The following is a 15,638-nucleotide window of genomic DNA, read 5'->3' as shown; positions in this document are numbered from 1 at the left end:
CAATCCTCGTTAGAAAAGTGAATATAAAAGTGGAATGTTATGTCAGAACAACAAAATAGTACTGCTGGTTCGGGCGCAGTACGCACTTTGCGCCGAGAGTTAAAAGCGCGACATTTAGCGATGATCGCTATTGGTGGTTCAATTGGTACAGGACTTTTTGTCGCATCTGGTGCAACTGTTGCTCAAGCAGGGCCGGGTGGGGCATTACTCTCTTATGCATTAATTGGACTAATGGTCTATTTTCTAATGACAAGCCTTGGGGAATTAGCCGCATTTATGCCTGTGTCCGGCTCATTCTCAACATACGGATCTAAATATGTAGAAGAAGGCTTTGGTTTCGCATTAGGCTGGAACTATTGGTACAACTGGGCAGTTACAATTGCGGTTGACCTTGTTGCTGCACAATTAGTGATGCTCTATTGGTTCCCTGATGTTGATGGTTGGATCTGGAGTGCCTTATTCCTTGGCGTTATTTTCTTGCTCAACTATATCTCTGTAAAAGGGTTTGGTGAGGCAGAATACTGGTTTTCACTGATCAAAGTTTCTACAGTAATTATCTTTATTATTGTGGGTATCGCGATGATCACTGGCATTATGAAAGGTGCCGAAAACGCAGGTTGGCATAATTGGGAAATTGGTGATGCACCTTTTGCGGGTGGATTTGCTGCCATGATTGGTGTTGCCATGATTGTTGGTTTCTCATTCCAAGGTACAGAATTAATTGGTATTGCGGCGGGTGAATCTAAAGATCCAGCTAAAAATATTCCAAAAGCTGTGCGTAAAGTTTTCTGGCGTATCTTACTGTTTTATATCTTTGCAATTTTAATTATTAGCTTAATTATCCCTTACACTGATCCTAGCTTACTGCGTAATGATGTAGGTGATATTAGCGTTAGTCCATTCACGCTAGTCTTTAAAAATGCGGGATTATTATCTGCGGCAGCTATCATGAATGCTGTTATCTTAACGGCAGTACTTTCTGCTGGTAACTCAGGCATGTATGCATCAACGCGTATGCTGTTTACGTTAGCAAGAGAAGGCAAAGCGCCAAAATGCTTTGGTAAATTGTCTAAAAACGGTGTGCCACGCAATGCACTTTATGCAACAACTGTTGTTGCTGGTCTATGCTTCCTAAGTTCAATGTACGGAAACCAAACTGTTTACTTGTGGTTATTAAATACCTCAGGAATGACGGGTTTTATTGCATGGTTAGGTATTGCGATTAGCCACTACCGTTTCCGTAAAGGTTATGTTGCACAAGGTCGCGATTTAAATGACTTACCTTATCGCTCTGGCTTCTTCCCAATTGGTCCTATTTTCGCCTTTATATTGTGCTTAATTATTACATTAGGTCAAAATTACCAAGCCTTTTTAGAAGATACAATTGATTGGTATGGTGCAATTGCAACCTATATTGGTATCCCATTATTCTTATTAATTTGGTTTACTTATAAGATTGTGAAGAAAACCCGTTTTATTCGTTATAACGAAATGGAATTTCCAACACATATTGAGAATAAAAAATAACCTATAAATCAAACTATTAAAACGCCCGTTTTTGTGATCTCGATCACTATAAGACGGGCGTTTTTTTATTTATTGCCTCGTCAATTATAGAAAACATACAAAAACTCTAATTATATCGGCAATCGCATTGATAATTATTATTATTTGCTTTATTGTTAGCGCACAATTTATTTGCTGAAAAATAAAATGATAGCGCTAGTGGTTGTAAATAATATGCTTAATGTAATGAGTCTGATAATAATTAGCCCTTCTAGTGCTCAATACAGCCAACCAATAGTTCATCGCCATATAATAAATTACACAGCGAATATGATTCACCGTATAATAATTTGGCGACTCACTTCTTTGTTGAATAAATTGTCTCAAATTAATAATTGGCTTTTTGTACATAAAAAACAGTTGATGAGTTGTACGGTATGTTTTTGCTTACTTAATGTGTTGGTAAGAACAGAAAAACGTAGAAAAAAAACTAGGTACAACAATTGATATGAGCATTATGTCAGAGAGACTCGCCACACAAGAGCATGAAAAAAATGCATCAGATAATGTGAAAGCCCATTATCGAAAAATGATGAATAAACGCATGTTATGGCTTGGAGTTATCGTTTTAATTATTTGTGGTTCAGTGGTGTTAGATTTCACTATGGGACCTTCTGGTTTATCACTTGATAAATTATTAACAACCCTTTTTCAGCCTGAACTTGTTGATGCAGGTTCACGAGTGATTGTGTGGGATATCCGCTTACCTTATGCCTTAATGGCAGTTGTGGTAGGGATGTCGTTAGGGTTAGCGGGTGCAGAAATGCAAACTATTCTAAATAACCCGTTAGCAAGTCCATTCACACTGGGTTTATCAAATGCAGCTTCATTTGGTGCTGCATTGGCGATTGTTTTAGGTATTGGTATTCCGGGTATTCCTGACCAATGGTTTATATCGGCGAATGCGTTTCTCTTTGCCTTATTATCAGCCTTATTATTAGACGGAATAACTCGTTGGACACGTGTTCCAACATCTGGCGTTGTGCTGTTTGGTATAGCCATGGTATTTACCTTTAATGCGTTAGTCTCAATGATGCAATTTATTGCAACAGAAGACACACTCCAAGGTCTGGTTTTCTGGACTATGGGAAGTCTGGCGCGTGCAACATGGGTAAAACTCGGTGTTATGGCGGGTGCTTTTGCAGTCATTATGGTGATTTCATGGATGAGTTCATGGAAATTAACTGCATTGCGATTAGGTGAAGATAGAGCGATTAGCTTTGGTATTGATGTAAAGCGTTTAAGATTAGGTTCATTACTGCGTATTAGTATTTTAACAGCGCTTGCAGTTGCCTTTGTTGGACCTATTGCCTTTATTGGTTTGGTTGCACCTCATATTGCTCGCATGATGTTTGGTGAAGATCATCGATTCTATCTGCCAGCAAGCGCACTAATTGGGGCTTTAGTTTTATCATTGGCATCAATTGCGTCTAAAAATTTAATACCGGGTGTCATTATTCCGGTGGGTATTGTGACATCGCTGGTGGGCGTGCCATTTTTCCTCAGTATGATTTTACGTCATAGGGGGAATATCTAATGATGGAAGGGTTAAAGATCCAAGGTTTTAATGCTGGATACGCTAAACATCTTATTATTAAGGCACTGGATGTAGAGCCATTACCAAAAGGAAAGGTCACTGTATTATTGGGGCCAAATGGTAGTGGAAAATCAACATTACTAAGAGCGCTAGCTGGATTAAATAAATCATCAGGTGTTGTCAGTTTAGATGGTAACGATCTTGCGTCGATGAATTTTGCACAGCGTGCCCAAAATGTAGTTTATTTGCCACAAACATTGCCAGCGGGTGTTCATTTACATGTTTTAGAATCCATTATTGTGGCACAGCGTGCTTCAGGTGGATTACATAATGAACATAGTGAAGCTCAGGTAATGCACTTATTACGTCAGTTAGGTATTGAGCATTTAGCATTACGATATTTAGATGAATTATCGGGTGGTCAAAAACAATTAGTTGGGCTTGCTCAATCATTAATTAGACAACCCTCTTTATTATTATTGGACGAGCCATTAAGTGCGCTGGATCTTAATTACCAATATCATGTAATGGATTTAGTCGCTAAAGAAACACATCGTAGAAATATTATTACTGTTGTCGTTGTTCACGATATTAATATCGCCTTACGACATGGCGAACATGTATTAATGTTGAAACAAGGGCAATTAATTGCACAGGGCGCGCCAGATAAAGTTATCACGGCACAAAGCCTTGCGGATGTTTATGGTGTTCAAGGTAGATTGGAATATTGTTCACAAGGAATACCTCAAATTATTATTGATGGCTTAGTGGATAAAATATAGAGAAGTAAAAGAGAAAGAGAAAAGAAGTAAATATAGGGATGCAGTAAATAGGGATATAAAAATAATATTAAAATAACTAAGGGTAATTGAGTTTATCTATTACCCTAATTTCTGAGCAACTGTCGATCTGTCCATCTATATAAAACTTAAAGAATATATATTCTTGGAGAATCGGGAATGGTAGTGTTAAATAAAAATAAAATCGCACTTGGCGTTGTTGCTGCTATTGCATCAAGTTTTGTTATGACTGCATCAGCAGAAAATGTAGAAAAACTGCTTGTAACAACCGCTTCAGGGTTTAAACAAACCGTTGAAGATGCACCTGCATCGGTTTCTGTTGTCACTCGTGAACAATTAGAAACCAAATCTTACCGTGATGTGACTGATGCATTAAAAGATGTACCCGGCGTATTAGTGACAGGCGGTGGAAGTAGTTCTGATATTAGTATTCGTGGTATGGATGCAAAATATACCATGATTTTAGTTGATGGTAAGCGTGTTGCATCGCGTGAAACGCGCCCTAATAGTGATAACTCTGGTATCGAACAGGGTTGGTTACCGCCTTTACCTGCTATTGAACGTATTGAAGTTGTACGTGGCCCAATGTCTTCTTTATATGGTTCAGATGCAATGGGTGGGGTTATCAATATTATTACTCGTAAAGCGCAAAAAGAGTGGAATGTAAGTTTGCGTGCTGATAGCACGCTGACAGAACGTCAAAACTCAGGAAATACTGAACAAGGTAGTTTTTATGCAGCAGGTCCATTAATTGATAACCTTCTAGGATTAAAAGTCCAAGGTCAATATTCACATCGTAGTGAAGATAAATTTATGAATGGCTATAATCGTCAAATTACCGCAAGCGGTGGTGGGACATTAAGCTGGACACCAGATGATAAGAACACGGTTGAATTTGAATTTAAAAAAGACAGCCAACATCGAGATGCACGTTGGGAATATTCAGCATCTGAGCGTTCTCGTAAATCTAAAAGTAGTGACTTCAGTAAATATGAGTTAACGCAATATGCACTGACTCATGACGGTGTTTATGATTTTGGTACGATGAATACATATATTCAACGTGACGAGAATAATAACCCAAGTCGTAAAATGGAATACAATGATACGACTATACGTAATCAAACGGTATTTATGTTAGATGCGCATACATTAAGTGTGGGAGCACAATATCGTTATGAAGAGTTAAAAGACGAAGGTAATAAAATTAAAGGTGGTAATAAGCTAGATCGTTATAGTTGGGCGTTATTTGCTGAAGACGAATGGGCGCTTACAAATGATTTCTCTTTAACCGGCGGTTTACGTATGGATAAAGACGAAAACTACGGTACGCATTGGACACCTCGTGTTTACGGTGTTTGGCATATGGCTGATGAATGGACGTTAAAAGGTGGTGTGTCTACCGGCTATCGTTCACCAGATCTACGCCAAGCAACCAAGACTTGGGGACAAGCAACGGGTGGCTCAGGTGGTAATGCTGTGATTTACGGTAATCCAGATCTGAAACCTGAAAAATCAGTAACAGAAGAAATTGGTATTATTTGGGACAACCGTGACAACTTAACGGCAAGTGTTACTATTTATAATACTGACTTTAAAGATAAAATTACTGAACGTCGCATTTGTGATGATAAAGGCGTGTTACCAACATGTACCAAAGAGCAAGGATATGGTCACCAATATGACTTTATCAGTACGCGCGAAAATGTTGATAAAGCCAATATGCGCGGTATCGAGGTTACAGGTAACTGGACAATTTCACCAGAATGGAATTTAGCCGCTAACTATACATTTACAGATTCTGAACAGAAGAGTGGTGCATTTAGTGGTAAACCACTGAATAAACAGCCTCGCCATATGGCTAATGCGACCTTAAACTGGGAAACAACGCCAGAAATGGAAACATGGGCACGCATTAACTTCCGTGGTAAAACATCGGATTATTTATCGCGTACTAGCATGGCAACAGGTACACCTTCTTATGCGTTTGTTGATATTGGTACCAGCTACAGCTTAACCAAACAACTTAATGTGATTGGTGGTGTTTATAACGTACTTGATCGTCGCATCAACTATGAAAACTTTAATACCACATTAGAAGGTCGTCGTTACAACATTGGTTTGAACTATAACTTCTAATTTTTCACCCTCAGTTTGTGTCATTAAGACTCCACTTGTGGAGTCTTAGCTTGCTGACAAAGAGGGATAAAACGTGGTTTTTCCCTCTTTGTGTTATCAGTTGAAAATCAATAAATTGATTTTCCTTGTTTATTTTTACAACCTAAAAGAACCATTTCCAAACCCAATAGGTTTGTCAACGGTCTGAGACTCCACTTGTGGAGTCTTTTTTTATCTCTTATTTTTTCTTGTTTGCTCAAAATTAGTACTGGAAAATTTAAATATTGAGGTCTATATTTAGCTCAATAATTCATCTTATTCATCGTTTTATTCTGACTATTAGCTTGTTATTTCTACTTATTGTCTGCCATTTTTTTCTTAATTTATTCTCTTACTTTTTGTTTATATAAAACAGGCTGTTAAAAAATAGACATTTTTTATTAAAAGTCTATTTTTTGGAGTAAAAAGAAGTGTAAGTTAACAATTCCTTAGCATTAATCTTATTAATGTATTTTAAATGCTTTATATTGATGGTTTGTTGATAATATTAATTTTAATCTGGCATTTAATGTTTATTTATCAATGTATTATGATTTTATCCCTTTCGATGTTGTAAAGACTTTCGAAATATTCAAAGCATAAGAGTTGTGATAAAAGCACAATTATTGTTAATAAAATGTGGCGTTACATGTTGACTTAGTTTGCGAATTGAAAAGATCGTAAAAAAAGGGGGCTTTTTGATGAAAATGTATTGCTATTTAAGTCTGAGACGTGCAAAATGCGCCCACTAAAAATATGACTGATGCGTTTAAAGTGCATCGGTTTTTTTTTGCATTTTTACTTATTACTACACCAAGAGGTCAGATTCATTTGAGTCTGAATAGATAACATAATTTGATTAGCAGCCAGCCCCTTAGAGAAAGGGTTGTCATGATAGAGGAATGCTAATATGGTACATTTATTCTCTTTCGCAGTCGGGCCTAACGGCACTGCGGGCAATGATGACTACGGAGCACGGCGTCTCCTAAACACATACACATCCTTAAAAACTTCATTCTATTCTGTTTATAGGCAGATGCGAAGTCTTCCCAGTAACTGTCGGTTGAGTTTATTGAATACTCAAACCGAAGTTATGGGAGGGTTCGCGAATGTCAGATAACGTCATCTCCTCTATCGGCACTAACCAAACTGGTGCTAACAATCGAGTTCAACTACGTAAAACCTTGACACTAATGCAGGTAGTCATGATGGGGCTTGCTTTTTTACAGCCTATGACTATTTTCGATACATTTGGTATCGTTTCTGGCATTACCAATGGTCACGTAGCAACATCGTATGCAATTGCTTTAGTTGCAATTTTATTTACCGCCGTAAGTTATGGAAAATTAGTTAAGCGTTTTCCATCAGCTGGCTCTGCGTATACCTATGCTCAAAAATCCATGAGCCCTTATGTTGGCTTTATGGTGGGTTGGTCATCTTTACTAGACTATTTGTTTATGCCAATGATCAATATCTTATTGGCGAAAATCTATTTACAAGCAATATTCCCGGGCGTTGAACCGTGGATCTTTGTATTTGGTTTAGTGGCTTTAATGACGTTCTTTAACCTACGTGGTATTAACGTTGTTGCTAACTTAAATACAGCAATTGTTATTGTACAAGTTGCAGTAATGGTTGTGTTTGTTGGATTACTTATTCACGGTGTGTATAACGGAGAAGGTGCAGGGGAGTTATGGACCTTTAGACCGTTTGCGTCTGTTGATGCTGAAGTTATACCTATGATAACCGGGGCGACAATACTCTGTTTCTCATTCTTAGGTTTTGACGGTATCAGTACATTATCAGAAGAGACACCAAATGCAGGTAAAGTTATCCCTAAAGCGATTTTCTTAACTGCGCTGATTGGTGGGATTATCTTTATTGCCGTTTCTTACTTTTTACAATTGTATTTCCCAGATATTTCACGATTCAAAAACCCTGAAGAGTCACAACCTGAAATAATGCTGTATGTTGCTGGTGCTTTATTCCAGTCCATTATTTTAGTGTTCTCATGTGTAACTGTATTAGCATCTGGTATGGCGGCTCACGCAGGTGTTGCGCGTTTACTTTATGTTATGGGTCGCGATGGTGTATTCCCAGAGAAGACATTCGGTTACGTACATCCTAAATGGCGTACACCTGCATTTAACGTGCTATTGGTGGGTTTCTTAGCGTTAGGTGCCGTGTTCTTTGACTTAGTGACTGCAACTGCATTAATTAACTTTGGTGCGTTAGTTGCGTTTACTTTCGTGAATCTATCTGTCATTTCACAGTTCTATATTCGCGAGCGCCGTAATAAAGGGTTAATGGATCACATTAATTACCTGATATTACCTATCATTGGTGCTGCGACAATGGGTGTCTTGTGGATAAACCTCGAACCAGGCTCTATGGAGTTAGGTCTTGTCTGGGGTGCAATTGGTATACTCTATATGGTGTGGATCACTCGTCGATTCCGTCGCCCTATGCCACAAATGCCAGAAAAGTAATATTCTAAGAATTGTCATAATGATAAATAAAATGGTCTCAGCAATGAGGCCATTTTTTTTGTATTGAATAAACAGTATTAGAATCAAACAGGATAATAAATAACCAGTTGATTGATTTATATACAATAAGATTAAGGGTATTTACTCATTCAAATAAAAAAATTAAAAATAATTTTATATGGGGTCTGGGGTTTTTCTTAAGTATTTATAATTAGGTTAATTTACTTGTTTAAGTTAAATTAAATAATTTTTTATATTAGTTTGAATATATCTATATATATGAAAAACAAACTTTATATATTCAAAATATATTTTTTTACTTTTTAAGTATTATATTGATGCTCAATTAAAGATTAGTCAAATATCCTAAAAATAAAGAAAATACTTTATAAATAAAGTGTTTTAAATAATTATCATTATGCAATTTAAACTTACTCTATGAGTAAATTTTGATTGTTGTGCTACTCTTTAATTAGGATTAGAAAATATATTTTCTTAATTCACATCTAATTAAGATGATTAAGGGAATAATACTAATTCCAATAGGCGATTTATTTAAAAACGAAAGGTAACAATATGTCTTTAATTAAGAAAGTTGCTCCGTTTATCGTGTTGTCTGGATTTATGGTTGCAGGTAATGCTTTTGCTGCGACACAGGGTACAACGGTGTCATTCGAAGCATTAATTCGTGCCGCAAGTTGTGATGTTTCTTCAACAACAGAAGGTTCTAGAATTGATTGGGGAACCTTCACAAGTGATGAAGTGACTGGCAAAAACGTCGGTGATCAATTAGGAGATAACAAGACGTTTAATTTAGAGCTTTCTAATTGTACAGCAGCATTAGCAGCTGATGGAACAATCAATCTTTATGCTCGTGGTAATAAATCAAACTTTGATTCTGAAATGTTTGCTAACGCAACAGCAGCTTCTTTAGCTGTAAAATTGCTAGCAACAGCAAGTAATACTTTAGTTAAACCAAATGTTGAAACAGGTCTGACATTAGGACAAGAGATCATTAAAGACGGCACTGGTCGTATTCCGATGACAGCTGGTTTGTATTTAACAAATGGTGCAGTAACTAGTGATGAATTAAAAGTACCAGTTACTTTTACTGTTGCTTATAACTAATATTACTTAATTTTTAGAGGCTCTATTAAATAGAGCCTCTCATTAAAGAAGAAATATAATGATTAAAATTACAAACAGAATAAGAAAAATTTTTGTTATTTTACTAATGATTATATCTCCACTCGCTTATTCCAAAGGTGTGGGTTTAAACGCTACACGTATTATTTATCCTGAAGGTGAGAATAGTGTAGGTGTTATCGTTCGTAATGAAGAACCAAAAATAAATTATTTGGTACAAGCCTATATTTCCTCTGATGAAAATCCAGTTGTATTTCAAGTCACTCCACCTCTTTTCAGAATTAATAGTTTATCAAGGCATGAAGTAAAAATTTATGCCATGAGCAATTCTTTACCGAAAGATAGAGAAAGTATTTTTTACTTTCATGCAAAGATGATCCCTGGACAAAACAATAATTCTGACACAGCGGGCCTAAGTGTAGGATTTGATAATGTCATAAAGCTTTTCTACCGACCTAAAAACTTACCGATGACATCAGAGGATGCGCAAAAGAAATTAAAATTCAGTGTGGAAGGGAAACAATTAAAGGTAGTCAATAATTCCCCTTATTACATCAATTTTGCTGGGTTCTCTGTCAATAATATAAAGCTAGATGTTAGTTTGGCTAATAACAATGCCATGATCGCACCTTATAGTTCGATAAAATATGCCTTACCTACAGGTGTAAATAAAGGAAGTGTTCAATGGCGTACAATAGATGATTTAGGTGGATTTAATGAACATAAAGCCACATTTTAAACTAATTGTATTGGGAGCATTATTAAGTTGTATCTCATTTTATGGGTATAGCGCTGTTGATGACTCTGCGGTTGTCATCGTAAAAGGTTCAGTAACAAAAGGTACATGTGCTTTTACTTTATCAGACCAAACGGTGAAATTTTCTCAATCAACATTAATGCAAAATGTTGATGAAATAGGTGTAAAAGAAGAAAACAAAATACCTTTTTCTGTTAACTATCTTTGTCAAGATTATGTTGATGAAACACCTGATATGGAAGTTGTTATAAAAGCGGGTTCAGGAACACAAATTGCAAATAACAAAATATCACCGGTGAATAATCCAACTAATGCGAGTTTTGCTCTATATGACTGTCAAGGTGATCATTGTTCTTTAGTTAATTTTAACTCTGGAACAAGTTCTGTTTATATTACAACGGGAAATGGTAATAAAAATAAAGATTTTGAAGTGGAGCTCGTTAAGAAAGATAGTTCAGCGGTTAATCCTGGTACGCTAAAAGCAATATTAGCATTAACACTTATACAACCTTGAGAAAGTAAATATGAACATATTTCTATTGAAAAGGAGTTTGTTAAGTTTATTTATTACACCAGCACTCTTTATTAGTTTTAGTGCTCAAAGTATTGAATTTGACTTTAAAGTGACCATTGATAAACAGACCTGCAAGCTCTCAGTTTCAGGAACAAGTAACAATGAAGTTAATTTTGGTAGTATTCAATCGAATAAAATTAAAAATAATCTTATAGAACCTATCCCGATAAAGGTATTACTGAGTGACTGTAAAACGAATGACTTTTTTGATACCTATGTGACGATGAAGGCAAAAAGCACTTTAAATACGATTACTTTTAATGATGATCTCAATAAAAGTTTTGGTATCAGAGTATCAAGCAAAAATAATGTTGCTCAATCTAATACTAATACGGATTTTTTTAAATCTGAAGATACGGTTTGGAATAACATAAGTATAGATAAATTAGAAAAAACACTTTATACCTATGTCAAATGCAAAGACCCTACAGTTTGTGATCCTGAAACTGGAGAGTTTTCGGCAACGTTAACTTTTTCGTATATCGTTGATTAAGATATTATATGAATAATTTTATTATAAAAATTTCCATGGTTTTAATATTAGCTTTTAGTTATTTTAATGCTAACGCTCAAGGGGTTAGTTTAGGAAAAACACGTGTTATTTTTTCTGAAGGTAGTTCAAGTGAAAGTGTATATATTTCTAATGATGATAATCAACCTTATTTAATACAAGCTGGCGTTACTGAAAAAATTGATGGAAATTTGTCATCTAATTTTATTGTTACTCCTCCTGTGTTTCGTTTAGAGAATAGGAGCGTATCATCTTTACGTATTTTATTAAAAGATACTCAAGATTTACCCAATGACAAAGAGTCACTCTTTTATTTGAATACAAAAATTATCCCCTCTACTAAACGACCTGATGAAAGTGAATCACAGGAATCAAAACTAGTATTAATAACTAATTTTGTGATTAAAGTAATTTATCGACCTGAAAATATAGCAAGACCTTCAGAACAAGATTACAAAAAAATCTTTATTAAAAAAAACGAAGGAAAGTGGTTTTTAGATAACCCAACACCGTATTATATGACATTAACATCAATTAAAGTTAATAATGAAAAATATAATAAAACTCTCTTGTTAGCACCTTATAGCAAAGCTGAGTTGGTAGAAGTATCAATAAAAGAAGCTAGTTGGCATGTAATTAACGACTATGGTGAATTATCAAAAGAATTAAAATATAAGGACTAATGAAATGAACGTTTTAAATAGTCGTATTTTTTCTATTGCTGCTTTGATATTAGTTTTTTTTTATTGCCAATTAGCATGGTCTGCTAATAATGCATTTGAATTTTCATTACAAAGAATGACATATAATGAAGGTAGTAAAAGCATTTCTATCGGTTTAAGAAATAATGAAAAAAAAGCGTATCTCGTTCAAGCGAGTATGAGATGGTTAGATGAATCTAGGGGGTTACAATTAATTGATAAAAAAGAGAACCCTCCTTTTATTTTAACTCCATTATTACAAAAAATAGAGCCTGAAGAATACTATGAGTGGGTAATTAAGTTTACTGGCTCAGAAAGTGCATTACCAACAGATAGAGAGAGTGTTTATATTTCTCAATTTCGATTAATACCATCTACATCTGAAGAAACTCCAAATGTGCAGATGAATTTTATTAGAGCATTAAACTTTAAAGTATATTACCGGCCAAAATCTCTTGAAGGTATAAAAATAAAAGATGCAGAAAAAAAATTATCATTATCAATTGATGATAATAAGATAATTGCCAGAAATGATTCACCTATTTATTTGGCTTTTAACACAATAAAAATAAATGGAAAAGAGATAGATCTGCAAGAGTTATCGAAAAATGTACCTCCATTTGGTACACAAGAATACTTATTTTTTAATAAAAAAAATGTTACATCTATTCATTGGCAAGTATTAGATGAGTTTATGTTCCCATTAGATGAAAAAATGAAAACAGTAAATTAATAAATTTATAAAAATATATGTTTTTATAAAGCTAAAGGTTAAGAGTGTAAAAATGAATAAATCAATGGCAATGTTTAGATACAGTTTTTTTACATCACTTATTTTGTTCTCATTTAATTCTTTTGCAGAGGATTATTTTGATCCCGCATTACTTGATGGGCAATTAGGTGCATCTGCAAATGAAATTGATTTAAGCCAATTTTCACAAAAAGATGCGTTACCTGAAGGTAAAATATCTTTATTAGTTTATGTCAATAGTAATAATAATGGTGAGTTCATTATTAATTTGGTAAAAGGGCCTAATAATAAAGTGGTGCCTGAAATAACCCGAGAGTTATTAGATGAATTAGGTGTTAATACTAAAGTGATACCTAAGTTAAATATGTTAAAGAGTGATCAGGTTATTTATGATATTAATGAATATATTCCTGATGCATTAATAAAAGTAAATTTAGCAGAATTAAAACTAATCACTAGTTTTCCTCAAATTGTTATGTCCAATGATGCTGTTGGCTATATTGATCCCGCCTCTTTTGATAGTGGTGTTTCTGCCATGTTTATCAATTATATGTTTAGTGGAGGGCATTCTTCTAACGATAGCCATTTTGATAAAGTTAATAATAATGGGAAACAAAAAAATGATAATTTCTTTGCTCAACTAAGAGTTGGTTTTAATCTTTATGATTGGCGTTTACGTTCGACAATGACACAGACGTATACCCGAAATTCAAATAATGTAGAGACTCAAAGTAATAATAGTAATAAATTTTCTAATACATATCTTTCTCGTAATCTTTATTCTTTACGATCGGAATTTATTATTGGTGAAACTACAACCGGAAATGATGTCTTTGATAGTATACCAATGAAAGGTATGCGTTTAGTTTCTAACGAACAGATGTTGCCAGCGAGTCAACAAGGTTTTGCTCCAGATGTGAGTGGGATTGCTCAATCTAATGCGCAAATTACTATCCGACAAAATGGGAATGTCATTTATCAAACTTATGTTGCACCCGGCGCATTTAAAATAACCGATCTTTACGCGAGTGGTTCAGGCGGGAACTTGGATGTCACAGTGAAAGAAGAAGATGGTTCAGAAAGGACATTTACAGTTGCTTTTTCATCATTACCCGTAATGTTAAGACCGGGTGGTTGGAAATATGAAATTAGTACTGGGCGATTTGATGGTGGCACAACGGTTGGTTCTAAAAAAGCAGATTTTCTGCTTGCTAGTGGTATTTATGGTTTACCTTATGATGTCACTCTTTATGGTGGGTTATTAGGTGCGAAAGATTATTATGCTATTTCTTCTGGGATAGGAATTTCATTAGGTAATTGGGGGGCTCTGTCTACAGATATCACACATGCTCATGCTGACTTTAATACAATAGGCTCCCAAAATGGGCAATCTTATCGATTCCGCTATTCTAAGAATATGACCACGACAGGAACCTCTGTTGACTTAACTGCATTACGTTTTTCAACTAAAGATTATTACGATTTTAATCAATTTAATACTGAAGATTATCGGTTAAAAGATGGTACTTCACCGTGGTTAGGTGAACGAGAAAAAAGTCGTTTTACAACGTCATTATCACAATCATTAGGTCAGTACGGTAGTATTTATTTATCTGGTAGCCGTTATAATTATTGGGAACAAGATAAGAATGTTACTCAACTTACGACAGGATATAATGGCAATATTCGTGGTATTAACTTTGGCGTTAATTACAGTATTGATAGAATAAAATCAGATGATAGCTGGCCTGAAAATAGGCAAATTAGTTTTAATGTGAGCGTTCCATTTAGTGTGTTTAGTAATTCGCCTGCGCTCAGCAATTTTAATAGTACTTACATGATAAACCATGATAATAATGGAAGAACTAACCAGCAAGTCGGATTATCTGGTAGTGCATTTGATAACTCCTTATCTTATGGTATTTCTCAATCTTGGGCTAACCAAGGCCAATCTAATAATGGCTCAGTATATGCTAATTATTCAGGTAACTACGGTACATCCTCTCTAAATTATAATTATTCAAGTGACTACTATAATGTTAATGGTAGCATGAATGGTGGTTTGCTTTTACATTCAGGTGGTTTATTGCTAGGTAGAAGTATGGGCAATAGTATGGCCATTGTTGAAGCGCCTGGAGCAAAAGGTACTGAATTAAGTTCAGGAAATGGTGCGATTAATGGACAGGGATATGCGTTATCACCGTATCTTACAGAATATCGCCAAAACACAATTGCATTAAATGTAAATACATTGCCTGATAATATGACTCTACAATCCACATCTCAAAATGTAGTTCCGACAAAAGGCGCTATTGTTAAGGTTACCTTTAAAACAAAGATTGGTTTCCAGGCTATTTTAAATCTTTCTCAGAATAAAAGTGTTATCCCATTTGGCGCTATTGCTACGTTAATTGATGCTGATAATCCTAATGATTTGAATACAGGTATTGTTGGTGAAAATGGCCAGCTTTATATGAGTGGGCTTCCTGATAATGGCAAGTTGTTAGTGAAATGGGGTAATAAAAATCAGCAAAGTTGCAACGTTTCATATAGTGGCTTAAGTAATATTGAAGTCAATAGCAAGCAACCAATAAGAATTTTATCTCTTTCTTGCCAATAAAAAATAATCCTTATTTTATAGGTGGATGC

Annotated in this window: 12 protein-coding genes; all 12 read left to right on the top strand. The window is 35.0% G+C overall.

What is annotated here, in order from left to right:
• Positions 1-39: 39 nt before the first annotated feature.
• Positions 40-1,527, top strand: a complete 1,488-nt coding sequence (locus AB4J89_RS06245; RefSeq protein WP_102949381.1) for an amino acid permease — start codon at positions 40-42, stop codon at positions 1,525-1,527.
• 487 nt (positions 1,528-2,014) lie between these two features.
• Positions 2,015-3,103 (top strand): iron ABC transporter permease, encoded by a 1,089-nt coding sequence (locus AB4J89_RS06240; RefSeq protein WP_311755200.1) that lies wholly within the window; start codon positions 2,015-2,017, stop codon positions 3,101-3,103.
• Positions 3,103-3,885 (top strand): ABC transporter ATP-binding protein, encoded by a 783-nt coding sequence (locus tag AB4J89_RS06235; protein WP_088493215.1) that lies wholly within the window; start codon positions 3,103-3,105, stop codon positions 3,883-3,885. The genes AB4J89_RS06240 and AB4J89_RS06235 overlap by 1 nt, the downstream gene beginning before the upstream one ends.
• 177 nt (positions 3,886-4,062) lie before the next feature.
• The gene (locus AB4J89_RS06230; RefSeq protein WP_311755202.1) at positions 4,063-6,042 is read left to right on the top strand and encodes a ligand-gated channel protein; all 1,980 of its coding nucleotides are present in this window, start codon (positions 4,063-4,065) and stop codon (positions 6,040-6,042) included.
• 1,127 nt (positions 6,043-7,169) lie between these two features.
• Positions 7,170-8,549, top strand: coding sequence for an APC family permease (locus AB4J89_RS06225; protein ID WP_088493212.1), 1,380 nt, complete (start codon positions 7,170-7,172; stop codon positions 8,547-8,549).
• Positions 8,550-9,125: 576 nt separating this feature from the next.
• Positions 9,126-9,677 carry a fimbrial protein gene (locus tag AB4J89_RS06220; protein WP_075674306.1) on the top strand — a complete coding sequence of 184 codons (552 nt, stop codon included), beginning with the start codon at positions 9,126-9,128 and terminating at the stop codon, positions 9,675-9,677.
• A gap of 58 nt (positions 9,678-9,735) precedes the next feature.
• Positions 9,736-10,434 (top strand): molecular chaperone, encoded by a 699-nt coding sequence (locus tag AB4J89_RS06215; protein WP_088493211.1) that lies wholly within the window; start codon positions 9,736-9,738, stop codon positions 10,432-10,434.
• On the top strand, positions 10,412-10,966 hold the full coding sequence (locus tag AB4J89_RS06210; protein WP_075674304.1) for a fimbrial protein: 555 nt from the start codon (positions 10,412-10,414) through the stop codon (positions 10,964-10,966). Before AB4J89_RS06215 ends, AB4J89_RS06210 begins: the two co-directional genes overlap by 23 nt.
• A gap of 10 nt (positions 10,967-10,976) precedes the next feature.
• The gene (locus AB4J89_RS06205; RefSeq protein ID WP_088493210.1) at positions 10,977-11,519 is read left to right on the top strand and encodes a fimbrial protein; all 543 of its coding nucleotides are present in this window, start codon (positions 10,977-10,979) and stop codon (positions 11,517-11,519) included.
• Between the two features lie 8 nt (positions 11,520-11,527).
• Positions 11,528-12,220, top strand: a complete 693-nt coding sequence (locus AB4J89_RS06200; RefSeq protein ID WP_099660738.1) for a molecular chaperone — start codon at positions 11,528-11,530, stop codon at positions 12,218-12,220.
• Positions 12,221-12,224: 4 nt separating this feature from the next.
• Positions 12,225-12,971 carry a molecular chaperone gene (locus AB4J89_RS06195; RefSeq protein WP_368468563.1) on the top strand — a complete coding sequence of 249 codons (747 nt, stop codon included), beginning with the start codon at positions 12,225-12,227 and terminating at the stop codon, positions 12,969-12,971.
• Between the two features lie 52 nt (positions 12,972-13,023).
• Complete coding sequence (locus AB4J89_RS06190) at positions 13,024-15,609, top strand: fimbria/pilus outer membrane usher protein (RefSeq protein WP_368468561.1); 2,586 nt, start codon at positions 13,024-13,026, stop codon at positions 15,607-15,609.
• The last annotated feature ends 29 nt before the right edge of the window (positions 15,610-15,638 follow it).

It is taken from the genome of Proteus sp. STS61-E (assembly GCF_040932335.1).
Taxonomy (GTDB): domain Bacteria; phylum Pseudomonadota; class Gammaproteobacteria; order Enterobacterales; family Enterobacteriaceae; genus Proteus; species Proteus mirabilis_B.
The sequence above is the reverse complement of the archived record's forward strand: the minus strand, read 5'-3'. Positions and strand labels throughout refer to the sequence as shown.